15 protein-coding genes are annotated in these 23,413 nt (G+C 42.8%); 12 read left to right on the forward strand and 3 right to left on the reverse strand.

Annotated elements, in window-relative coordinates; all coding sequences use genetic code 11:
• Positions 1-2 precede the first annotated feature (2 nt).
• From C4S61_RS11960 to C4S61_RS12015, 12 genes are all read left to right on the forward strand, one after another.
• Positions 3-1,244, forward strand: a complete 1,242-nt coding sequence (locus C4S61_RS11960; protein ID WP_103925035.1) for a murein hydrolase activator EnvC family protein — start codon at positions 3-5, stop codon at positions 1,242-1,244.
• 112 nt (positions 1,245-1,356) lie between these two features.
• Positions 1,357-1,554: a twin-arginine translocase TatA/TatE family subunit gene (gene tatA, locus C4S61_RS11965; RefSeq protein ID WP_077353614.1), complete on the forward strand. Its 198-nt coding sequence runs from the start codon at positions 1,357-1,359 to the stop codon at positions 1,552-1,554.
• Between the two features lie 18 nt (positions 1,555-1,572).
• Entirely contained in the window at positions 1,573-3,000 is a 1,428-nt protein-coding gene (gene gatA / locus C4S61_RS11970; RefSeq protein WP_103925036.1) for an Asp-tRNA(Asn)/Glu-tRNA(Gln) amidotransferase subunit GatA, read from the forward strand.
• A gap of 11 nt (positions 3,001-3,011) precedes the next feature.
• Complete coding sequence (locus C4S61_RS11975; RefSeq protein WP_103925037.1) at positions 3,012-4,397, forward strand: LysM peptidoglycan-binding domain-containing protein; 1,386 nt, start codon at positions 3,012-3,014, stop codon at positions 4,395-4,397.
• Positions 4,398-4,509: 112 nt separating this feature from the next.
• Positions 4,510-5,607: a DUF4837 family protein gene (locus C4S61_RS11980; protein WP_103925038.1), complete on the forward strand. Its 1,098-nt coding sequence runs from the start codon at positions 4,510-4,512 to the stop codon at positions 5,605-5,607.
• Between the two features lie 20 nt (positions 5,608-5,627).
• Positions 5,628-7,901, forward strand: coding sequence for an NADP-dependent malic enzyme (locus C4S61_RS11985; RefSeq protein ID WP_103925039.1), 2,274 nt, complete (start codon positions 5,628-5,630; stop codon positions 7,899-7,901).
• Positions 7,898-8,494 carry a Holliday junction branch migration protein RuvA gene (gene ruvA, locus C4S61_RS11990; protein WP_103925040.1) on the forward strand — a complete coding sequence of 199 codons (597 nt, stop codon included), beginning with the start codon at positions 7,898-7,900 and terminating at the stop codon, positions 8,492-8,494. The genes C4S61_RS11985 and ruvA overlap by 4 nt, the downstream gene beginning before the upstream one ends.
• Positions 8,495-8,701: 207 nt before the next feature.
• Positions 8,702-15,640, forward strand: coding sequence for a T9SS outer membrane translocon Sov/SprA (gene sov, locus C4S61_RS11995; RefSeq protein ID WP_200820577.1), 6,939 nt, complete (start codon positions 8,702-8,704; stop codon positions 15,638-15,640).
• A 51-nt stretch (positions 15,641-15,691) separates the two neighbouring features.
• Complete coding sequence (gcvH, locus tag C4S61_RS12000; RefSeq protein ID WP_103925041.1) at positions 15,692-16,069, forward strand: glycine cleavage system protein GcvH; 378 nt, start codon at positions 15,692-15,694, stop codon at positions 16,067-16,069.
• Between the two features lie 16 nt (positions 16,070-16,085).
• The gene (locus C4S61_RS12005; RefSeq protein ID WP_146064387.1) at positions 16,086-16,457 is read left to right on the forward strand and encodes a VanZ family protein; all 372 of its coding nucleotides are present in this window, start codon (positions 16,086-16,088) and stop codon (positions 16,455-16,457) included.
• A 67-nt stretch (positions 16,458-16,524) separates the two neighbouring features.
• A complete protein-coding gene (locus tag C4S61_RS12010) occupies positions 16,525-17,205 on the forward strand; it encodes an energy transducer TonB (RefSeq protein WP_103925043.1) in 681 nt (226 codons plus the stop codon).
• 133 nt (positions 17,206-17,338) lie between these two features.
• Complete coding sequence (locus C4S61_RS12015; RefSeq protein ID WP_103925044.1) at positions 17,339-18,007, forward strand: energy transducer TonB; 669 nt, start codon at positions 17,339-17,341, stop codon at positions 18,005-18,007.
• A 93-nt stretch (positions 18,008-18,100) separates the two neighbouring features.
• On the opposite strand, the gene C4S61_RS12020 is transcribed toward C4S61_RS12015, so the two are convergent.
• From C4S61_RS12020 to C4S61_RS12030, 3 genes are read right to left on the reverse strand one after another with little or no spacing between them, the layout of a single operon-like run.
• Complete coding sequence (locus tag C4S61_RS12020) at positions 18,101-18,979, reverse strand: YicC/YloC family endoribonuclease (RefSeq protein WP_103925045.1); 879 nt, start codon at positions 18,977-18,979, stop codon at positions 18,101-18,103.
• Between the two features lie 9 nt (positions 18,980-18,988).
• Positions 18,989-22,288, reverse strand: coding sequence for a BamA/TamA family outer membrane protein (locus C4S61_RS12025; RefSeq protein WP_103925046.1), 3,300 nt, complete (start codon positions 22,286-22,288; stop codon positions 18,989-18,991).
• A gap of 21 nt (positions 22,289-22,309) precedes the next feature.
• Positions 22,310-23,377: an NAD(P)/FAD-dependent oxidoreductase gene (locus C4S61_RS12030; protein ID WP_235009947.1), complete on the reverse strand. Its 1,068-nt coding sequence runs from the start codon at positions 23,375-23,377 to the stop codon at positions 22,310-22,312.
• Between the last annotated feature and the right edge of the window lie 36 nt (positions 23,378-23,413).

The raw sequence follows: 23,413 nt of genomic DNA on the forward strand, positions 1-23,413 counted from the left end.
CTATGCGGATTTATAGAATATTTCCTTTTATACTTTTTTTCCTACTACTGGGAAGTCACGATGCTCATACTCAAACAAAAAAAACCAGAGAAGAGCTGGAGCGGGAGAAGGCCGAAGTGCAGGCACGTTTGAGAGAATTTGATGCAATACTCAAACAGACCTCTGCCACCAAGCAAACTTCCCTTGGAGAATTAAATGCGCTGACCAGACAATTTCAGACCCAAAACAGACTTGTAAATACGCTGGATAGAGAAGTCCGACTGATCAATCAGGAAATCTCTGAAACAGAAAAAAAAATCATCGCACTGGAGACTCAACTGAAAGACCTGAAAGCCGAATATTCTAGGATGATTTACAACTCATCCAAACTCAACAGAGGACTTTCCATAGTTGCTTTTGTATTTAGTTCCGGCAATTTCAACCAACTCTACATGCGGTTGAAATATCTGAAACAATATAGCGACAGCCGAAAACAACAAGCCGAACAAATCGAGAAGCTTTCGGCTGAGTTGGGGGATCAGAGAGCTTTGCTGGACAAGAAAAAAGCCGATAAGATTGCCGTTCTTTCGGAAGAACAAAAAGAAAGAGCTGAGTTGGAGCGCCTGCGGAAAAGTCAGCAGGGTGTCGTCAATACGCTTTCCAGAAAAGAAAGAGATATCCAGCGTCAAATCACTGCAACCAAAAAACAACAGGAGCAGCTTAACCGGATGATCAAACAAGTGATCGAGGAAGAAATCCGACGGGCAGAAGCAGAGGCAAACAAAGCAAACTCCACGACGACAAAAAAAGCCGGAACCAGTATGCCAATGACTCCTGAAGCAGCTGCGCTTTCGAGTTCATTTGCAGGAAACAAAGGAAAACTTCCATGGCCAGTAGAGACCGGTTTTGTGTCGCAGGGCTATGGCACCTACCCTCACCCAACACTGAAAGGAATTGTCCAGGACAGTGATGGATTGGAGATCAGAACCCAGGCAAACTCCAATGTGAGAAGTGTTTTCGACGGAACGGTAAGTAAAATTTCAACCATCCCAGGATATGGACTGACAGTCATTATCAAGCATGGGGAATACTTTACAATGTACAGCCGTCTGAAAAACATTTCAGTAAAGGTCGGACAGTCGGTAAAAGCGAAAGAGACGATCGGCCAAGTAGCTGCAAATGCTGATGGACAGTCCGAAGTTCACTTCCAAACTTGGAAAGGACTTCAAATCATGGACCCCGCAACATGGATTACGTCCAAATAGAAATTAATATCGTATGTTCATAAAAAAGAGCCATTGTCTTGCATCATTTCTTTGACTAAGCGATTGACAATTGTATCTTTGTTATCCTATATATCCTTAAACATACACCATCATGACTACATTAGGTTTCATTCAAAACATGGGCGGAGGTTCGATCGTATTGATCATCGTTGTAATTCTCCTGCTTTTTGGTGCTAAAAGGATCCCTGAATTGGCCAGAGGACTCGGCCGTGGTATCAGAGAATTTAAAGACGCTACCAAAGAAATTCAGAACGATCTTGAAGATGGGCTGAAAGACAAAAAGAAGTAATCCCTTAAGCCAATTCCATTGGAAAAATTTAGTTCATTCGACGAAATAAAAAAATCGATCGAAAACAAAGAAGCCGATTGCAGGGCAGTCGTCACATACTATTTACAAAACATCACAACGAAGGCGCACCTCAACGCCTTCGTTGAAGTTTATACCCAATCTGCTTTGGATCAGGCCGATCTCATCGATGAAAAAATCGTAAAAGGAAAGGCCGGAAAGCTCGCTGGCATGGTCATCGGCATCAAAGACTTACTTTGCTACGCAGGACACGAGGCCAATGCCTCTTCCCACATCCTCAAAGGATTTGAATCTCAAATTACAACGACAGCGGTTCAGCGGTTGATCGATGAAGACGCCATCATCATAGGCCGCCTGAATTGTGATGAGTTTGGAATGGGGAGCTCAAATGAAAACTCCACCAATGGCAAAGTCCTCAATGCTGCCGATGAAAGCAGGGTTCCCGGAGGATCTTCAGGAGGATCCGCAGTAGCAGTTCAGGCCAATCTTTGTACAGTTTCTTTGGGAACGGATACCGGAGGATCGGTCAGACAACCGGCGGCTTTCACAGGAGTCATTGGGATGAAACCTACCTATTCTCGTGTTTCTCGCTGGGGATTAATCGCTTACGCTTCTTCATTCGATACCATAGGTGTATTTTCCAAGACTATCAAAGACAATGCACTGGTCATGGAAATCATGGCAGGTCATGATGATTTTGACAGTACTTCATCCCGAAAACCTGTTTTTCATTACAGTGAGCTTTTGCATTTTGAGAAAAAGGCCAGGGTAGCCTTTTTGAAAGAAACAATAGAATCCCCGGCATTGCAGCCGGAAATTAAAGAACGTACTCTTTCTATCCTCAAAAAATTAGCTTCCGAAGGCCATGAGGTAGAAGAGGTCGAATTCCCACTGTTGAAATACGTGCTTCCGACCTATTATATCCTTACTACAGCTGAAGCGAGCTCAAACCTCTCCCGATTTGACGGAGTAAGATATGGCTATCGCTCCCCTAATGCCCATAATTTGGAGAGTATGTACAAACTGACACGAAGTGAAGGGTTTGGTGAAGAGGTCAAGCGAAGAATTATGCTCGGGACATTTGTACTTTCGGCAAGCTATTATGACGCCTATTTCACCAAAGCTCAAAAGGTCAGAAGGATGATAAAAGATTATACTGAAGATCTTTTGAATGAATTTGACTATATTATCATGCCGACTACGCCATCTACAGCGTTTAAGTTTGGTGAGCATAGCGGTGATCCTGTAGCAATGTACTTAGAGGACCTCTTCACGGTACAAGCTTCAGTATCAGGAGTTCCGGCAATTTCAATTCCCAACGGAAAAGATAAGTCTGGCATGCCAATTGGCCTTCAGATTATTTCCAACTCCTTCAAAGAAGCAGAATTATATGCATTCAGTAATTACCTAACCGAGTTAACCTCCTAAATTGAAAATCCATGAAAAAGTCTTTCCACGGTCTGTTCATCCTTGTAGCTATTACATGTTTGATTCCGATGTCGAAAGGCTTTGCGCAAGAATTTCCAAAGGATGAATTGGCAATCTTGGAGGAGGAGATTCAACCTAACTATCATTACGAATACATTCCGGATTTTACTTATGAAGAAGTAAATCAGCGGATCAAGGTCATGAAAACCGAAATGCCTTTTGAGCTGAATGACCGAATTTTTTCATTTATTCAATATTTTACAGTCAGAAATCGGGATTATACCAAAATGGTCCTGGCTCGGAAGGAAAAATTCTTCCCGCTTTTTGAAGAAACACTCCAAAAGCATGAGATGCCAACCGAAATCGAATACTTGGCTATAGTCGAGTCAGGTCTCGATCCTCAGATTAGAAGCAGAGTCGGAGCGATGGGACTATGGCAATTTATGCCCGCCACAGGCAGAATATACGGCATGAATGTGAATGCCGACATAGACGATCGGATGGATCCGGAGATGTCCACAGACGCAGCAGCCAAATACCTCAAGTCCCTTTACCGAATGTTTGGTGACTGGGAAGTGGCGATGGCAGCCTATAACTGCGGTCCTGGTAATGTTAGAAAAGCGATCAGAAGATCCGGTGGGAAAACTACTTTTTGGGGCATCTACAATTATTTACCCCGAGAAACCCGAAGCTACGTTCCACAGGTACAGGCTTTCCTCTATATCCTCAATCACCTGGAAGAGCACAACTTCAGTCTGGAGGAGCCCACCTACCCTATTGAGTATGAAAAATTCAGATTTGACAGAGCCCTTTCATTGGAAAAATTATCCGAATTGACTGATATCTGCTTAAAAGATCTGGAAGAAATAAATCCATCTGTCAAAAACAAAACTATTCCGGTAAGTAACCGGTCAATGGAAGTAAAAATTCCCCGGGCAAAAGCTTCATTTCTCAAAGAAAATCTGGCTTGGATCGGTGATTCACTCGGAAATCAATCCAGTGTTCTCCTTACCTCTAACGCAACTCCCTCTATAGTCCCAATAGAAAAAGCAATCGCTACCTCATCTGCAGGCAGAATACCTTACAAGGTAAAGTCAGGAGATGTATTGGGCTCAATAGCATCCCGTCATGGAGTAAGTATCACTCAGGTAAAGGAATGGAATAATCTAAATTCCAATCTGATCAAAGTCGGACAGACACTTTATATTTACTCCGGTAATTCCAATCCTTCATCGACTCTTGCCGAAAATAAAGGACAGCGAACCTACACCGTCCGACCCGGAGACTCACTTTGGATTATTTCTCAGAAACATTCGCTCACAGTAGAGCAAATCAAACGCTTAAACAATCTAAACTCCAATCATATTAAGCCAGGCCAGAAGCTTATTATTGGATAATTTATATTATTATTTTTTAAAGTAATTTAACTCAATAATTAATTATTAAAAACAAGCACTGCTTATTTTTTGTAGTTATATTGGTAACCTTTCAAAATCAAATTATCATCACATGAAAGCCATATCCTATACTATCCTGTTTATTTTCTCACTGTTTCTTATTTCCTGTAATCAGGAGGGAAAAGATAGATTTGGTGGAGCAAAACCAAAAGCAAGAGGCTCTATCGGGGAAATTATACTCGCAATAGATTCGACCAAATGGGCCGGTCCTGTGGGAGAAGAATTGAGAGCGATTTTTGAAGCTGATCTGCCTGGAATGATCAGATCGGAAAGTATGTTCAAGGTGGTTCGCGTAGATCCTCGAGCCATGAATACCATGCTCAAAAGATATACTAACCTGATCTATGTGACCACTTTTGATGATAAAAGTGGTGGAAGCCAAGTAATCAATGCGCAATTTTCGAAGGAATCCAAAGAAAAAGCCCAGGCAGATCCCAGTCTCTATTCACTGCGGATGGAAGACGAATATGCTACCGGACAAGAAGTGCTCTATTTGTTCGGAAATACAGAGGATGAGCTAATCACAAACCTCAGAAAAAATAAAGACAGGCTTCAAAACCTTTTCGAAGTGCGGGAGCGGGGCAGATTGGAAAAACCGCTTTTCTCCAGAAAAAATTCAGCTGCTGAATATGAAGCTCGAACCAAGCTGGGAATTAAGATTAAAGTTCCGGCTTCTTACCAAATCGCAAAGACCACAGCTGATTTCCTGTGGTTGCGATCACCGACACCTACCGCAAGGCGACCCGACATCAGTATTTTTTATTACGAAACAGATTACACGGCTGAAGAGCAAACCTTTCCGGCAAACATCCTGAGCCTCAGAGATTCCATAACAAAGCAACATATTTTTGGAGACCCAGAAGACACTAACTCCTATGTCGTGAGCGAAAAACAAATTCCGCCTGCTTTCAGAAACATGGTTATAAATGATAATTTTACCGTCGAAATCAGGGGTACCTGGAAAACCAACAATAACAGTATGGGAGGAACCTACCTCGGGTATGTCATGGTGGACGAAGCAAAAGGTAAACTTTACTACATGGAAGGTTTTGTTTATTTCCCCAATGAAGTACATCGCGACGCACTTCGCGAGATCCAGACCATTCTCCTCAATACTGATATCAGCTGGAAAGAGAACCAGGGTGCCTGACTTTTGTCAACACACCATCTATGACCATCAAAATCAGAAAACAAGACGCCCTAAATTACCATAGCCAAGGTTCGCCTGGGAAAATTGAAGTAATCCCTACCAAGCCAGTATCCAGTCAAATCGATCTCGCATTGGCCTATTCCCCGGGCGTGGCAGAGCCTTGCAAAGAAATCGAGGCAGACAAAGAAAATCTCTACAAGTACACAGCAAAGGGCAACCTGGTAGCCGTAATCTCAAACGGTACAGCTGTTTTGGGATTGGGTGATATCGGGCCCGAAGCCTCCAAACCGGTGATGGAAGGTAAAGCTGTACTTTTTAAAAAATTTGCCGGTATCGATGTTTTTGATCTCGAAATCGACGAAAAAGATCCCAAAAAACTAATTCAAATCATAAAGTCCCTCGAACCTACTTTCGGAGGGATTAATCTGGAAGACATTAAAGCACCCGAATGTTTTGAAATAGAACAGACGCTGAAGCAGCAAATGAAAATCCCCGTGATGCATGACGATCAGCATGGCACGGCAATCATTTCGGGAGCAGCATTGATGAACGGTCTGGAAATCGTAGACAAAAAAATAGATCAAATCAAACTTGTCGTAAGCGGTGCCGGAGCCGCAGCCATTTCCTGCGTGAGATTCTACGTGAGTCTGGGCGTGAAAAAAGAAAATATCATCGTATGTGATAAAGACGGAGTAATCCGATCTGACCGGCCGGGACTCTCGGCCATCCATGCCGAATTTGCCACAGACAAAAATATTCAACACATCCATGAAGCCTTGCCTGGAGCAGATGTGTTTTTGGGACTTTCCGCAGGAAATATCATTACCCAGGAAATGATTAAGTCTATGGCGCCTAATCCAATCGTTTTTGCGTTGGCAAATCCTGATCCTGAGATTTCTTATGATTTGGCTATAGCAGCCAGAAAAGATATCATCATGGCCACAGGACGTTCTGACCACCCAAATCAGGTGAACAATGTCTTGGGATTCCCTTATATCTTTCGTGGTGCATTGGACGTGAGAGCAACCGTGATCAATGAGGAAATGAAGCTTGCAGCGGCAATGGCAATTGCCAAACTTGCCAAAGAGCCTGTACCTGAAACCGTAAATAAAGCCTATGGAGACCAAAATATGGCCTTCGGAAAGCTCTACCTGATTCCTAAACCAGTTGATCCACGACTCATCACCACGATCGCCCCAGCAGTGGCCAAAGCCGCAATTGAGTCCGGTGTGGCAAAAAAGATGATTCACGATTGGGAAGCCTACGAGCTTGAACTTCAAAAGCGGATCGGAATCGATCAGCGGTTAATGTCAATCGTGATCGGGAGAGCTAAAAAAGATCCAAAACGGGTAGTATTCGGTGAGGCGGATAATCTCAAAATCCTCAAAGCTGCTCAAACCCTTCGGGACGAAAAAATTGCAGTACCAATTCTCTTAGGTAATCGGGAAAAAATCCTCGCATTGATTGAGAATAATGCACTGGATCTAGCCCATGTGACGATTGTAGATCCATTGGAGGAGACAGCTATGATCGAGAAGTTTGGCAAATTTCTCTACGAAAAGCGACAGCGAAAAGGCATGACCCTTTTCGATGCAAATAGATTGGTCAAAGAGCGGAATTATTTTGGAGCAATGATGGTAGAAACCGGCTCAGCAGATGCATTTATTTCAGGATTGACGCGCGATTACCCAAAAACAATACTTCCCTCCCTGCAGACTATCGGTGTCAAAAAAGGTGTAAATCGTGTGGCCGGAATGTATATCATGAATACTCCCAAAGGCCCTTACTTCTTTGCCGATGCGACTGTAAACCTGAATCCAACAGCCGAGGAATTGGTGGAAATAATCGGATTGACGGCCAATGCCGTAAAATTTTTCAATATGGAGCCCAGAATCGCACTCTTATCCTATTCCAATTTTGGATCAGCTCAAGGGGATATTCCAGCCAAAATGTCAAAAGCCACCGCATTGGCGAAGGCCAAATATCCAGAACTAATTATCGAAGGCGAGATGCAGGCCAACGTTGCATTGAATCAGGAGCTTCAACGCGAAGTATATCCATTCTCTGCATTGGCAGATAAAAAAGTTAATACCTTAATTTTCCCTGATTTGGCTTCAAGCAATATTGCCTACAAGCTTCTTGCAGAGCTTGGAAATGCAGAAGCAATCGGCCCGATTTTGCTGGGAATGAGCAAACCTGTTCATATCCTGCAATTAGGAAGCTCCATTCGTGAAATAGTCAATATGGTAGCTATAGCAGTAGTGGATGCACAATCTTCGGAAGGAATATTATGATCGCTTACTTAAGTGGCAAACTGGTATTTAAAGACCCTACTTACGTCATTATCGAGGTGGGTGGAATTGGCTACCATGTCAAAATCTCTCTTCAAACGTACAGTAAAATCAAAGACGAGGAGCAAATTCGGCTCCTCACATTTCTCCATATCAAAGAAGACGCACACACCCTCTATGGCTTTAAAGAAGAGTCGGAAAAACGCCTTTTCCTGTTACTGATTTCAATCAATGGAGTGGGCCCAAACACCGGATTGATGATCCTGTCATCCTTGGATACCGGTGAAATTGAGCAGGCAATCCTATCGGGTGATGTAGGCACCATCCAGGCTGTAAAGGGAATCGGCATCAAAACTGCCCAGCGAATAATTCTGGAATTGAAAGACAAAATCGGAAAGCAGGGGACTTCCGATTCCACCACCCCACTGGGATTCCTCAAATCCAGCAATAAAGTTCGTGAAGAAGCGTTACAAGCCCTGGTTACTTTAGGTTTTCCAAAAGCTATGGCTGAAAAAAATATCGCTCAAATACTCAAAAAAACCGAAGGGGAAATTTCCTTAGAAGATTTAATTAAAGCATCTTTAAAGACACCTTAATTTGAAGCTGGATTGAACTTTCAGGAGTTACTGACTTTTTGCAGGGGGAAAAATAGAAGTCACGGGCCTGTACTTTTAATCCTGTTGGGGATAATCGTATTTGTATTACCAATTAATGCCCAACAGGTATCGACTGACAGCACCCAATCCCGAATTGATTCCCTGAATATTCGTAGATTATCACCTTCATTTTTGCTTTGGCAAAATATGAGGACGAACCCGCTATATCCGTTTCGTAATCCGTTTCTCCAGCAAAGATCTCCATTTCTACCCGTTTCTCCAGTCCAGCAGGACGTTCAGGTTTTGATCGATTCTACACTGAGATACAACATCGTGGATCAGCTCGACACCACACGTTTTGGCAATCAGCAAGAGTATGACTTTGAACAATTTTCAGAAATTCAACAATATCGGGTTAGACAGGACTACTGGAGGTCCAGAGCCCGTGGGATGGATGGAGAGAGTGCGGTTGAGGGGCGAAGCTTGATCCCCCCATTGACTGTAAGTCCGTCATTTGACCGGATTTTCGGTGGGAGCGAAATCAATATCGTCCCGACGGGGTATGTCAATCTTGACTTTGGAGCGATTTTCAGAAGAATAGACAATCCCACTCTCCCGATCCGTCAACAGCAGAACGGAGGATTCAATTTTCAGCAACAAATTCAAATGGCGGTCAATGGCTCCATGGGAGAAAAGATGAAAATTGCTGCCAATTTCGATTCCAACAATTCCTTCGATTTCCAAAACCAACTCAAGTTGGAATACGATGGGTTTGATGAGGATATTTTGCAATCTGTCGAAATAGGCAACGTATCAATGCCTATTCAAAATCGGCTAATCCAGGGGGCACAAAATCTTTTTGGTCTAAAAACCCAAATGCGGTTTGGAAAACTGAATGTGACTGCTGTAGCTTCTACCCAGCGCGGACGAAGAGATAATCTCGTGATCGATGCCAACGGTCAGGGAAGATCCTTTGATATTCAAGCTTCCCGATACGATGAAAATCGACACTTTTTCCTTGCCCATTTCTTTCGGGACAACTACGAACGCTGGCTCAGGGGACTCCCTCAAGTGCTATCCGGAGTAAATGTAACCCGTATCGAAGTGTACATCATGAACAGGGCTACCAATACGGAAACACTTCGGAATTTTGCTGCATTCATGGACTTGGGCGAAAGTCGGGTATTGTTGAACCCGACAAACCCAGCCATCGGCACGGGTACTCCCGGTGCCCCGGCTGGCAACAATTCCAATTTGCTTTATTCCAATATTGCAAACAATCCATCTTTCAGACCTTTTGATACCGGGTCCAGAGCATTGGAGTCGGGTTTGGGAATCAGAAAAGGCGTAGATTTTGAACAAATCAACGGAGCAAGAAAACTCGACCAAACCGAATTCTTCTTCAACCCACAGCTGGGCTATCTTTCGCTTTTCAGAAGGTTACAAAACGACGAAGTCCTGGCAGTTTCTTTCGAATACACTTACAATGGACAGATTTATAAAGTCGGTGAGTTGACCGAAGATTATCAAACCCGTCAAGAGGACGAACTCATTTTCTTAAAGCTACTCAGACCTGCCCGGATTAATCCCAGAGTTCCTACCTGGGATTTGATGATGAAAAACGTGTATAGCCTCAATGCCAGTCAGATCTTGAGAGACGGTTTTCAGCTACAGGTGATCTACCGTGATGACCGGACTGGATTGGACAATCCATCACTGCTCGAGGGGGCTAATGTTAAAGACAAACCACTCATCCGACTCACTGGACTGGATAATCTCAATCCTCAAAATGATCCTGCGCCGGATGGAAATTTTGATTTTGTAGAGGGGCTTACCATGATTTCTGACCGGGGACTTTTGATCTTTCCGGTTCTTGAACCTTTTGGATCTAATCTTGAACGAAATTTCCTCCCTGAAGAATTGGTTTTAAAGGAAAAATACGTCTACGACACGCTCTATCGCACTACCCAGGCAGATGCCGAGCTTGTCACCCGACTGAATAAATTTTTCATCAAGGGCCGACTTACAGCAGGTTCGGCAAGCGAAATTCAACTACCCGGGTTGAATATCGCCCCGGGATCGGTAATCGTCCAGGCAGGAAACATTCCATTGACAGAGGGAGTGGATTTTACCATCGATTACAATGTCGGACGGTTGGTAATCATCAATGATGCGATTTTGCAATCCGGAAAACAAATTAACGTCAGCTTTGAAAAGGCTGACTTGGTATCCTTCCAAACGCGGAGCCTCATTGGTACCCGATTGGATTATTTGGCCAGCCAAAAACTTAATATCGGAGGTACATTCATGTACCTCAACGAACGGCCAAACGTCACCCGAATTGCCACAGGCAACGAAACCCTAAGAAACAGCCTTTGGGGTTTGGATGTCAACTTCAATGACGAATCCAGATTCCTCACCAAGCTGGCAGATGCACTTCCTTTCACCAACACCAAGGAAAAGTCGCTGGTACAATTCAACGCGGAATTTGCTCACCTCATCCCGGGTACATCCAACACAGTAGATGGGGATGCTGCATCTTATATCGATGATTTTGAGGCGGCAGTCACGCCTTTCTATTTGGGTGCTGCGGCCAATCAAAACTGGAAGCTGGCCTCCACGCCTAAAACGCCGGGAAATAAATTTGACCTGAGTAATCAGACCGAGGATAACTTAGGCAATGCGTATCGACGGGCAAGGCTTGCCTGGTACAACATTGATAATATTTTCTACAGAGAAAGTGGCCAGGGTGTTCCTACAAACTTAAGTTCTCAAGACAGAAGAAACCACTATGTCCGAAGAGTAATCCCTCAGGAAATCTTCAAAAATCAGGATCGGGATGTGATTGTTGTCCCGCAACCGCTCTTTGAATTGGCATTTTTTCCAAGTGAGCGGGGAATGTATAACTACAATCCAAACCTGGATATCAATGGATTTTTGCCCAATCCCGAACTGAATTATGGAGGAGTAACCCGAGCGATCACCACCGAAGTTGACTTTGACCGAACCAATATTGAATACATTGAATTCTGGCTGATGGACCCCTTCCTTCCAGGGGAAAATGGACGGGTACTGGACGGAGTTTTTAACCAAAACAACACCACAGGGGGTAAGCTTTTTCTGAATCTTGGCGATATCTCCGAGGATATAATGAAAGACGGTAGCCATGCCTTTGAAAATGGCCTTCCGGCAGATGGAGATCCGGCAGAAACAGGCCAAAATGAATGGGGACGAATCACGCGAAAGCAATTTTTGATTCCAGCTTTTGATAATTCAGAGGCCTCGCGGCAGAATCAGGATGTAGGCTTGGACGGCTTAAAAAATGAAAATGAGCCGGAGTTTTTTCGGAATAGATTTTTGGACCGCCTAAATGTGTCCCAGCCTGTCAGAAATGCAATAGAACAGGATGTATCTGCGGATAATTTTCAATACTACCTGAATGAAAGCTTTGATCAGGCTGACATCAAAATCTTGGAGCGCTACAAGAAATTCAATGGCATGGAAAGCAACACACCTGTATCTGCTGATCCTAACCTCCCCTATACCGAATCCGGAGGGAATATGCCTGACAATGAAGATTTGAATACGGATAACACCATCAATGAATTAGAGAATTACTACGAATATGAGATTGACCTGAGACCTGGACAATTAAATGTAGGGCAAAACTACATTGTAGATCGGGTTACCCATAATGAAGGAGGCGAGGAAGTCAATTGGTATCTATTTCGCATCCCCGTTCGTCAGCCGGATCGGGTAGAGGGTGACATTGTAGGCTTCAAATCCATCCGCTGGATGCGAACCTACCTGACGGACTTTGAGCAGCCTGTGGTCTTGAGAATGGCGGAATTCCGAATGGTGGGGAGTCAGTGGCGCGTTTTTCAGGAATCTTTATTTGACAAAGGCTTCTTTGAAATTCCTGAGCCTGACAATTCCAATGTGGTGGTCGACGTGGTAAATATAGAGCAAAATGCCCAGGGGAGCGATAAATCCAGTCCATACGTTCTTCCTCCGGGTATCGTGCGGGACAGGGACAATACCTCTACTGTAGAAAGAAGGCTGAATGAACAATCACTGCGAGTCTGTGTAGAAGATTTAGGTCCAAGAGATGCCCGTGCTGTTTTCAAAAATGTACAATTTGATTTCGTCCAATATGAGCGGATTAAAATGTTTTTCCATGCGAACAGTGAGGATGCTCAGGATGGAGAAATTACTGCTTTCCTGAGATTGGGAACCGATTATACTGATAATTACTATGAAATAGAGGTCCCTCTGTTGATTTCGCCTTTGGGTACCAATGACGCGCGGGCCGTTTGGCCGCTGGAGAATGAAATAGATATTGCCATCCAGGAAATCGTAGGTGTCAAAGTGGATCGTGACAACGCGCAAGCCCCACTCAATCTTCCTTTTTCACAAAATATCCGTCAATATAAAGTTACAGTAGTTGGTCGGCCGGAACTTAGCATGGTTCAGGGGATGATGCTGGGTGCGAGAAATCCAGGGACTGGAATTGGATCTTCCAAGTCGTTTTGTTTCTGGGCAAATGAACTTCGTGTTACGGGGCAGAATGAAAACAATGGTTGGGCAGCCAACGCCTTTTTGAATGCTAAAATCGCTGATGTTGCGGTCGTTTCGGCTTCCATGCGCCACAACTCGATTGGTTTTGGAGGATTGGAAACGAAGCTTTCCCAAAGAGCACGTCAAGCTACCACCCAATACGATATTTCGACCAATGTTGAAATAAACAAGCTACTGCCGGAAGCATTGGGAGTCAGTATTCCGATGTATTTTTCCATAGAAAATACGACAGCACGGCCAGAATTTGATCCACTCAATCCTGATGTGCCTTTCGAGGTTGCGCTGGGGAAATTTGAAACAGATGCTCAGCGAGATGAATATCGAAGTATTGCTCAGGATCAGCTGAAAAGACGAAATATCAGCTTAAACAATGTCCGAAAATTAAAAAGCAATCCTGATGCTCCAAATCGTATATACGACCTTTCAAATTTTGCATTTTCTTATGCGGTAGGTTCAGTTACACAGACCAATGCTCAAATTCAAAGCTATGATTTCAAAACCAATCGTGGGAATGTAACTTATAGTTTTTCACCAAAAGAAAGAAAATTTGCGCCATTCCAAAACTCAGAAGGGATGACTTCCCCCTTTTTGAAATTGATCAAAGATTTTAATCTAAATCTCTCCCCTACCTTGCTGTTGGCAAGATTGGATGTGGATAGAAGATTCTTAAGATCTCAGTATAGAAATGACCAATTAACTAGTAGCGGTGTGGATCCGCTTTTTCAAAAGTCGTTCTTCATGAATCGCTCGTTTGCTGTCAACTGGGATCTTTCCCAAAGCTTGCGTGTGGATTTTGAGTCCAGAGCCAGTGCAGTCGTAGATGAACCGGAGGGAGATCTTGACACGGAGGCAAAGCGCGATTCTGTAAAATATAACGCTTGGCGCTTTGGAAGAACTACAAATTACAATCACAGCGCCACCTTGAATTATTCAATTCCGCTGAATAAGTTACCCGCTACTGATTGGATTCAGACCGACTATCGTTACGTCACCTCTTACAACTGGCAAACTGGTGCAATTGGCCAAAGAGACACCTTGGGAAATATCATTCAAAACACCCGCGATCAGAGCTTAACGGGAAAATTGGATCTGGTAAAATTGTATAATAAGAATAAGAAACTTGCTGCACTGAATGCTCCAAAGCGCCCAAGTATCCCGGGGAGGGCAACTTCAGCTTCGGAAGACACGATTGGGACACCTTTCAGCAATAAGCTTGTGAAATTTCTCATGATGGCCAAGGAAATCACATTCAATTATGGCGTGATTGACGGCACTTTCCTCCCGGGTTATATGCCAAATACCGGACTTTTGGGCATGGATAGAGCCTGGAACAATCCGGGTTGGGCCTTTCTTTTTGGCAGCCAAAATCCAAATGTGCGGTTCAATCTAGCCGAAAGTGGAAATATCGCTCCAAGTACGGAATTGACTCAGACCTTTAAACAAAGCCGGGCAGTAAACCTGAGACTAACTGGTATCGTCGAGCCAATTCAGGATTTCAGAGTGACTCTCGAGGCCAGGAAACGTGAAATTGGAGATTATCAGGAAATCTTTCGCAACTCATTTGATAATCCGGGAGAATACCAAAGCATCAGTCCCAACCGGCTGGGGTCCTATTCTATCACAGCAATCATGATCGGGACTGCATTTGCAAAAGATGATGCACAAAACAACTCTCCTCTTTTTGCAGACTTTGAAAATTACCGATCCATCATCAAAAATAGATTGGACAATGAATCCATTGGATCAGGTGAATATGGCATAAATGGTCAGGATGTATTAATTCCATCCTTCCTGGCTGCCTACCTCGGCAAAGACCCGAATGAGATCAATCTCAATCCTTTTCCAAAGACTCCACTCCCTAATTGGAGGATAGATTACCGGGGCTTATCTCGCATAAAAGGTCTTAGCGATAAATTCAGCAGCATCAATCTTACCCACGGGTATTCTTCCACCTACGATGTGAGTAATTTTTCCAACTCCCTGCAGTATCAGCAGGGCTTGGAATTATTCAATCGGCTCCAAAGTATTCAAAGACCCGATATCACCAATGAGGACGGACAGTTTATTCCGATCTATGTGTTAAATCAAGTCGTTCTGACCGAGAGGTTTGCACCATTGATAGGAATCGATGTGCTGACGAAAGATCGTCTCAACGTCGGAATTAATTACAATCGTGAGCGGAACTTAGGTTTGAATTTCTCGAACTCTCAAGTAACGGAACAGAAAAGCAGCGATTTCGGATTGACCTTAGCCTATACCAAAGCCGGAGTAAAAGTTCCTTTTAAAATTCAAGGAGGTCAAAAAGTCCTCAAAAATGATCTCCAATTGAGACTCGATTCAAAAGTAGTGGACGTGAGACAAGTACAGCGCAAAATCGAAGAAGGCAGCACCGTGACCAATGGAAATCTGAATATTCAAATCAGACCTACCATAGGCTATGTGATCAACCAAAATCTAAATTTGACGATTTATTTTGAGCGAACGATCAATGAACCAAGAGTAACAACTGCCTTCAGAAGGACATCAACGGCCTTTGGAGGTCAACTGAGATTTAATTTGTCTCAATAGATTTTAATCTCATCCGATTCCTTTTAATTTTGAAAATCTAAAAATCTAATCATGAAATTTCCACAAGAACTTAAGTACACCAAAGACCACGAGTGGGTAAAAATTGAAGGTGATATCGCCATCATTGGCATTACTGAATTTGCTCAAAAAGAGTTGGGGGATATCGTCTATGTAGAAGTAGAAACCGTGGGTGAAACAATCCAAGCTGGTGAGGTATTTGGGTCTGTGGAAGCTGTAAAGACTGTATCGGATCTTTTTATGCCCATCACCGGCGAAATACTCGAATTCAATGAAGAACTGAATTCTTCCCCAGAATTAGTAAATGACTCTCCCTACGAATCCGGCTGGATGATCAAAATCAAAATTTCCGATGATTCTCAAGCAGACCTTCTCGATGCTGCCGAGTATTCCGAATTGGTAGGCGAATAATTCTGGACTGGTATTGTTGAGATTAATCCTTGGAATTTCCTGGTTGACTATTTTGTCTTTTGCTATGCTGACACCAGGCAATAAGCTGCCTGATGTGGATCTATTCAATCTTCAAGACAAAGTGATACACTTGGTTACTTTCTTCCTACAGGCCTATTTATGGTGCGGAGTGGGAATTAAAAAGGATCAGGTGTCTTATAAAAACCCAAAAATTTGGCAGAATTTCTTGCTTTTTGGGATTGTATGTGGAGTAGTTTTAGAATCCATGCAACAATTTATCCCAAATCGATCGTTTGATACAGCAGATATGATTGTCAATGGTCTGGGAGCTTGTCTGGGATTATTGGGATATTTAAAATGGCCGTTCATTAAATACATTTTGGATTAATCTTCAATAATTCTTACTCTTGTTATTCAGATTTTAAAAAGATTAACCTGTATAAACCAATTACACCATGGAAGCAAAAAAGTCTCCAAGCGCTGACATAAACAATAAGGTAGGTATGTTTACCAACCTTGGTTTAGCAGTAGCTGTAGGGCTTACTCTTGCTGCTTTCGAATACAAGTCATTTGATGACTCAGGTCTTAAAGACCTCGGGGGAGTGAATGACAATTTCGAAGAGCTGCTTGATGTGCCTATCACAGAACAGCCACCGCCACCGCCACCACCGCCACCAATGGAACAGCCAATCATCGAAGAGATTCCTGATGAGGTAGAAATTGAGGAAAAAATCGATGTTAACTTCGATGTGGATGTGAAAGAAACTACCGTAATCAAGGAAGTAGTCATTGCTGAAGCTCCAGTGGAAGAAAAAGCAGACGAAATCTTTGATGTCGTAGAAACTCAACCAAATCCTCCGGGAGGAATGGAAGGTTGGAATCAATACCTTTACAAAAACCTAAAATATCCAACCCAAGCCCGAAGAATGGGTATTGAAGGTACAGTTATCGTAGTATTCGTAATCAATACCGATGGATCGATCCAAGACGTAGAGGTCTTGAGAGGTATCGGCGGAGGTTGTGACGAAGAGGCTGTGAAAGTAGTTCAAAATGCTCCGAAATGGGAACCTGGTAAGCAAAGAGGCCGTCCAGTTCGTACTCGAATGAGACTTCCGATTCGATTCAAACTAAGCTAAAATGATAGACCCGAGCAATCGGGTCTTTTTTTTGTCCTTATTTTTATTCCGTTTATAATAGTTAATAAATGTTATTGAAATAGCTAATTCCAGATAATAGTTGTAATTTTTTTCTACTAAAACACTTACAGCCATGGAATTAAAAAAGAACCCCGGATCGGATCTTCGCAGATGGTACGCTCCCATTTTCAATTTTGGATTGATTCTTTCAGTCAGTGCGGTTTTGTTGGCTTTCGAATGGAAAGCTTTTGAGGATAAACCTCTTCTCGAATTTACCAGCGATAACACACATTGGGAAGATGATCTGATTCCTCTCACCATCCAGACTCCGCCTCAGACACCACCTCCCATGGTAGCGCCTGAAATCAAGATTATGGAGGATGATATAAAAATTGATGATGTAATCACTATAGACATAAACCTCCCCGATAGTGAGGTTATTCCAGAAATCAAACTTGACGGTCCTCCTATCATCGATGAACCAGAGGTAATTATGGACTTTACGGAAGTTCAGGCACAGTTTATAGGTGGCATGGACGCGTGGTACGCCTATTTGAGAAACAATCTGACTTATCCCAAACAGCCTCAACGAATGGGGATCGAGGGAACGGTATTCCTCAGGTTTGTCATAAATACGGATGGAAGCATTCAGGATGTCGAAGTAGTAAGGTCGGTGGATCCATTATTGGATGAGGCGGCAGTAACCGTTATTCAGAACTCACCTAAATGGAAAGCGGCACTTCATCACGCTAGACCTGTAAGATCAAGAATGACAATTCCCATAAAATTCAAACTTAACTAGACCAACTCCTTAGAATCAAAAGGCCTGCATGAAGTCATGCAGGCTTTTTTTGGTGGAAATTATCAAACCTATCACAATACCCTTCAGAATTGGCTACAAGACATTAAGCGATTGTTCCTTGATCTTTTCGAGCTCATCTTTCATCAGTATGACGTGTTTTTGAATTTCAGCATCATTGGCCTTGGAACCGATCGTATTGATTTCTCTACCTATTTCCTGACTGATAAATCCCAGTTTTTTCCCTTGGCTGTTTTCCTCTTTTAGCGATTTTAAAAAGTAATCCAAATGAGTTTCCAGGCGAACCAACTCCTCTGTAATATCAAGTTTTTCGAAATAATAGATCAGTTCCTGTTCAAACCGATTGGCGTCAAAAGAATTCTCATCCATCCATTGATCGAAATGATTCCGGATTCGCTGTTTTATTCGCTCTTTACGAATGGGTTCCTCCTGCTTCACCCGCTCGAAAGCAGATCGAATCACAAATACATTTTCTTCAAGTTTGGAATACAGGGAGGCGCCCTCATCTTTTCTGAAGCCATCACACATTTTCAATGCCTGCTCCAATACAAGTTTTGTTTGGTTCCAATCTTCAGTTTCTTCCCGTTCCATTGGAATCGAGTTGATAACATTGGGCGACTGCAGGGCAAGTTTGAACAGATCGGTTGGTTTTTCACCTACCATTTCCGCCAAGTTTCTATACTCTTCGAAATACGTCTTGAAAAGGGCCTGATTGATGGTTACAGGTAGATTTTGGCTACCTTTTGGTACAAACTCTATGGAAACATTGACCTTGCCCCGATCCAAAATGGATTGAACTAAGGTTCGTATTTCATGTTCTTTGTCAGAGAATTGTCTTGGACTACGAATGGATAGGTCCAAAAATTTTGAGTTGAGCGATCGAACCTCTACCTGGATCATCATCTGCTCATCCTCAAATCCGGCTACACCAAAGCCGGTCATTGATTTGATCATATATTAGTATTAGAAATTATAGCCCAAAGTAAAGTAAAATCGCAGGTCTTCTGTCTCATAATTTCGAATGGGACGGGCAACATCAAATTTAACGTAATAATTAAGAAGGACAGTCCTTAATCCGGCTCCGTAACTTTGCAGCCAGGGGTTGTTGAAGTTGTTGAGGACAATTACAAACGGCGACCCCTCGGTATTGATCACTTCAGTATTTTGATCGTTCACTCGTTCCCAAGGTGCAAAATCATCCCAAGCAGAGCCAATATCATAAAAACCTACCAGTTGGAAATTTCTGACAAAGTTTGAGGTGATATTTCCTCTCGTCAGGTAAGAAAACAACGGAATTCTCAATTCAGTGGTAAATGTAATTACATTTCTCCCTCTAATCTCGTCATAGTCATAGCCCCTCAAATCCACAAAGTCTGCAAATAGAATATTGGAGTTTTCACTTCCCGAGGGGTTGCGAACAGGAGATGGCTCGGGTCTGTTGGTCGGTGGATTGTAAAACTCATTAAAAAGCCAATTGTCCATACCTCCTACTAGGTAATTTTGAGGATTATTCCCCATAAAGGACCCCACATAGAGTTTGGAAGCTAAAGTGATATTTTTATGGATTTTTTGATAATTCCTCAAGTCCAAATAAAAATTACTAAAGGAGCGATTTTGATGGTTTAATCCCTGATAATGTTGAAATCCAACTTTTCCTTTGAGGCCAGTGAAAGAATAAAGTCCCATCGGTTCACTTCTATCGTAAACGAATTCTACCTTTCCTCCCACATAATTCACATCAAACCGGTTTTCCTCAGGCACTTGGCCGAGAATCAGAGAATCAGAATTAAGGTTGAAATATTGGGATTTCGCTATAAAAGGAGCAGCATAAATTCTTGAATTGATATTCAATGGATAGGATACTCCGGCTTCAACCTGAGTCAACACGTACTTTTGATTTGTGATAAAATCGTTTTCTTCAACTCGAATTGTGCGCCGATCAAATCTTCCCCTGAAGTCCAGCCTACTCTTCAAATACTCATATTCAAACCAAATATCGCCTCCGGAATTAAAATCCATAGCGGTCATTATCCCCCCTGTGAACACGTGGTTATCTAGAATGTCAGTCATTTTCCCGTTGAGATTAATTCCGAATCCCCTCAGCGGATCCACCACAAATCTGGTATTGATGATGTTGGTGAAAAATTGAGGTTCCATTCTCCTGGGACCTGAAACACGCTTTTGCAAGGATTGTCTCCTAAACGCCTCCAAAAGGTTTGTTCGATTGAAGTCAGGTTTATCTGTAGTCTGGGTTGGACTTACTACTTGTGGAATAGTATCGAATGTATAGTTGTCAGTATTTATTCCTTTCCTGGATTCAAATCTCAGTCGATCCAAGTTAATTGAAGAAGTTGTAGTACGGGATATTACTGTATCAAGGACAATTTGCTCTTCAGGTACGACGGTTGGCCTCGCTGGAGCGGGCACTGCCGCGTTTGTTTTTTGTTCGAGAAGTCTCCTGGCAGCCAGTCGTTCATTCAGATCTTTAGCTTGTGCCAGTTGAACCCTTGGCGTACTGGGTGTAAACTGATCTATCCCACTGTATCCTTCCACATAGAGGTGTGATTCTTTACCGCTGCGGAGTGCATAGGCGATTTTATTCATTCTACTGGTCACATCAAAAACCTCAATACTTTTATCGAAAGCTGAAATTTGATTGGACACCTGATTTCCAATAGAATAGCGCATGAGGTTAGTGATTCCGCTTAGATCACTCAGATATAGTACTGTGTTACTGTTTACCCTGCGAGGCTGAATATTCTTACTGTTGGAATTGGTCAGTTTGGTGACGATGGTGGTATCCTTCAATACCTCAACCTTGAACAGATTGTATTGCGAAGGCAACACATTGATATCCGGTGTGGAAGTCAGAACCGAATCAGGTAATTCGACGAAATTAGAAGAATAGACGATTACCGAATCATTGAGAAAAGTAGGTGTCAAGTCGTCAAAAATATCATTGGTCAACCGCTTTCCCTGACCTCTGACGTTTAGCGTATAGATATCCGTTTTGCCATTAGAAATTGCCGAAAGGACCATGTTCCTGCCTGACTCATTGAAATCAATGCTCAATATTTGGGTTATGTTTCTCAGGAATATTTTATCCTGAGTGGTCCCGTCTATCGACCGAAGCCGCAGTGTGGTGAACCCCTTTTTGAATGAAGCTATGGCCAAATTAGCAGAATCTCGCCACGCAATTAACGGAGTATGTAGGTTTGGACTGAGTTCGTCATAGCTCGCTCCTCCCTGAAAAACAGTTTGTTCCGAACCGGTGGAAAGGTCTCGCACGATGACTTTGTACCTTCCTGCATTATTGAGGACATAGCCAAGTAGAAGTCCGTCCGGGCTAAATTTAATATCACTGATGGCACCGTCTACTCTTGAAGATGTCTTGGAAATGGCCGATTCAGGCGAGACATTCTTGAATGAAGAATAAACCGGCTCATTTACTTTGAGATAGTAATTTTTCCAGTCTTCAAAAAATACTTTTGAATTTACTCCTATCGTATTTGCTATGCTATTTTCCTCATTTCTGTTGATTCTGGAAAGATTTAAAATGCTCGACACATATCTCCTTCCATACCTTTCAGCGATATAATTCCAAATGGACTGTCCTACAAGCCCGGCCTCAATGCCGGTTAAATTCAGAATTTTCGGATTCTTGTTCTCTTTTAGATAGTGTCGGATGAAATCATCCATTTCCCGACTCCAACCTTTACCAAGGTAAAGCGCCGCACCATCGATGTACCAGGCAGGAAAATCATTGACCAGGTTTGCCTGGAAAGCATCGGCCACAGATGCACCATAGAGCATCTCCCGGATGATTACTTTGGAGACGGCGTAGATGACATCTTCTTTAAACTGGTCAACCCTACCTCGGTATGAAACCTCAGCTATAAGTCTTGTGAACTTAGTCTGTCCGTCTTCAGTGTACTTTTGACTGTTAAGGTTGAGATTACTCTGCAGTCCTTCCTCCGGAGAATTATAAATGTAAAGTCTGGGTTTGGTATATGCGACATAACCAATCATCTGAGTGAGCTTGTCAAACTCCGACTCAAGGTATTCGATGGCCATTTTTGCATTTGCGCCACCTCGATCATAATAATAAACCTCAAAATTATTGGAGGAATAAAAGTACCATTCCAGCTCTTTGTGCTGGACACGATTTTTACCAAATCGCTCCTGATCAAACTGGGCCAAACTTATGGTGGAGCTTCCGAAGAATAAGACTAAGATCAAAAGTCGAAAGACTAGGTGTCGCATTCGAATCAAGATTGATTGATTTTAAATATACTTAAAATACCGAGCTATATCCACCTCAGGCAAAATTGGCTGAGATTTTATCAGATATTCTGTCATTATTTTACTAAAGTAAGGAACCAAGGAGACACCCTTTGCTCCAAAACCATTAAACATGTAAACGCTATCTTCTTTAGGATGTTTGCCGAGAAATGGTTTTCGGTCTTTGGTCGCCGGTCGAATCCCAACTTTATGACTTTTTACTGCGGTGACGGGCACTCGGACTACCTCAAGAAGCTTGCTCAAAATCTCATTTTTTGCGCTTTCTGTAGGTCCTGAACCCAAATCATGCCAAGTATACGTCGACCCAACCCGATAGACCCCTTTTTCCAGCTTAACTCTAAATACTCCCCTATTTACGATAAAATCGGGATCAAAAGCCTGCTCCACTTCCAGAATTTCTCCCTTTACTGGAGCAAAAGGCAAGTAACTGAAAAATCTACTTTGCAAGGCACCCAGTCCATTGCAATAGAGCAGACTTTTGGCATTAATTGTTTGATCATATCGCCAGCCCTGAGGGGTTTTCTCCAGTAGATTTTCATCAAACTCAGTTCTCAGGAGTCGATCCCCAAAGTACTCCCCCATTCCATCGAGATAATCTTTAATGTTTAACCAACCGGACAACCTCAACAAAACCCCTCCGAAAGGATCTCTGAGCTCCGGATATTGACTTGTGGTGAAAATTTCGTCTATAAAAAGCGCAATTTTAGGATCACTCGAGTGTCCCATCCACTCATTTTGCTCCTCTATGGAAAGAAAAGGCCGATAAATTTTCTCCTTAGTCAAAAACTGCCTTCCTGTGATTTTTTCCATTTCTTGGTAAAAGGGCTCTATTTTAGGAAAAAGATATTCTGCCATCCAGGATTTGACCATTTTTCGGCCTGTCACCGGATTGTAAAGCCCTGCCGCTACCCTGCTGCTCTTATTGGACTCAGGTAAATCAAAAATCAAAAAGCTTTGTCCGGCCTGCTCTAATCTATAGCCCATTGCTGTTCCGGCTATACCTTGTCCGATGATCAAAAAATCAATTTCCATATCCCAAATTAAAGGCATAATTCCTTACTTTGCTGACTTCACGTCATGTTTTAA

The organism is Algoriphagus boritolerans DSM 17298 = JCM 18970, from assembly GCF_900108085.1.
Lineage (GTDB): Bacteria > Bacteroidota > Bacteroidia > Cytophagales > Cyclobacteriaceae > Algoriphagus > Algoriphagus boritolerans.

What these genes read in the sequence shown, in the direction of transcription:
- C4S61_RS11960 (WP_103925035.1), top strand. Translation starts at nt 3, where the DNA reads ATGCGGATTTATAGAATATTTCCTTTTATACTTTTTTTCCTACTACTG.
- tatA (WP_077353614.1), top strand. Translation starts at nt 1,357, where the DNA reads ATGACTACATTAGGTTTCATTCAAAACATGGGCGGAGGTTCGATCGTA.
- C4S61_RS11975 (WP_103925037.1), top strand. Translation starts at nt 3,012, where the DNA reads ATGAAAAAGTCTTTCCACGGTCTGTTCATCCTTGTAGCTATTACATGT.
- C4S61_RS11980 (WP_103925038.1), top strand. Translation starts at nt 4,510, where the DNA reads ATGAAAGCCATATCCTATACTATCCTGTTTATTTTCTCACTGTTTCTT.
- C4S61_RS11985 (WP_103925039.1), top strand. Translation starts at nt 5,628, where the DNA reads ATGACCATCAAAATCAGAAAACAAGACGCCCTAAATTACCATAGCCAA.
- ruvA (WP_103925040.1), top strand. Translation starts at nt 7,898, where the DNA reads ATGATCGCTTACTTAAGTGGCAAACTGGTATTTAAAGACCCTACTTAC.
- sov (WP_200820577.1), top strand. Translation starts at nt 8,702, where the DNA reads ATGAGGACGAACCCGCTATATCCGTTTCGTAATCCGTTTCTCCAGCAA.
- gcvH (WP_103925041.1), top strand. Translation starts at nt 15,692, where the DNA reads ATGAAATTTCCACAAGAACTTAAGTACACCAAAGACCACGAGTGGGTA.
- C4S61_RS12010 (WP_103925043.1), top strand. Translation starts at nt 16,525, where the DNA reads ATGGAAGCAAAAAAGTCTCCAAGCGCTGACATAAACAATAAGGTAGGT.
- C4S61_RS12015 (WP_103925044.1), top strand. Translation starts at nt 17,339, where the DNA reads ATGGAATTAAAAAAGAACCCCGGATCGGATCTTCGCAGATGGTACGCT.
- C4S61_RS12020 (WP_103925045.1), bottom strand. Translation starts at nt 18,979, where the DNA reads ATGATCAAATCAATGACCGGCTTTGGTGTAGCCGGATTTGAGGATGAG.
- C4S61_RS12025 (WP_103925046.1), bottom strand. Translation starts at nt 22,288, where the DNA reads ATGCGACACCTAGTCTTTCGACTTTTGATCTTAGTCTTATTCTTCGGA.
- C4S61_RS12030 (WP_235009947.1), bottom strand. Translation starts at nt 23,377, where the DNA reads ATGCCTTTAATTTGGGATATGGAAATTGATTTTTTGATCATCGGACAA.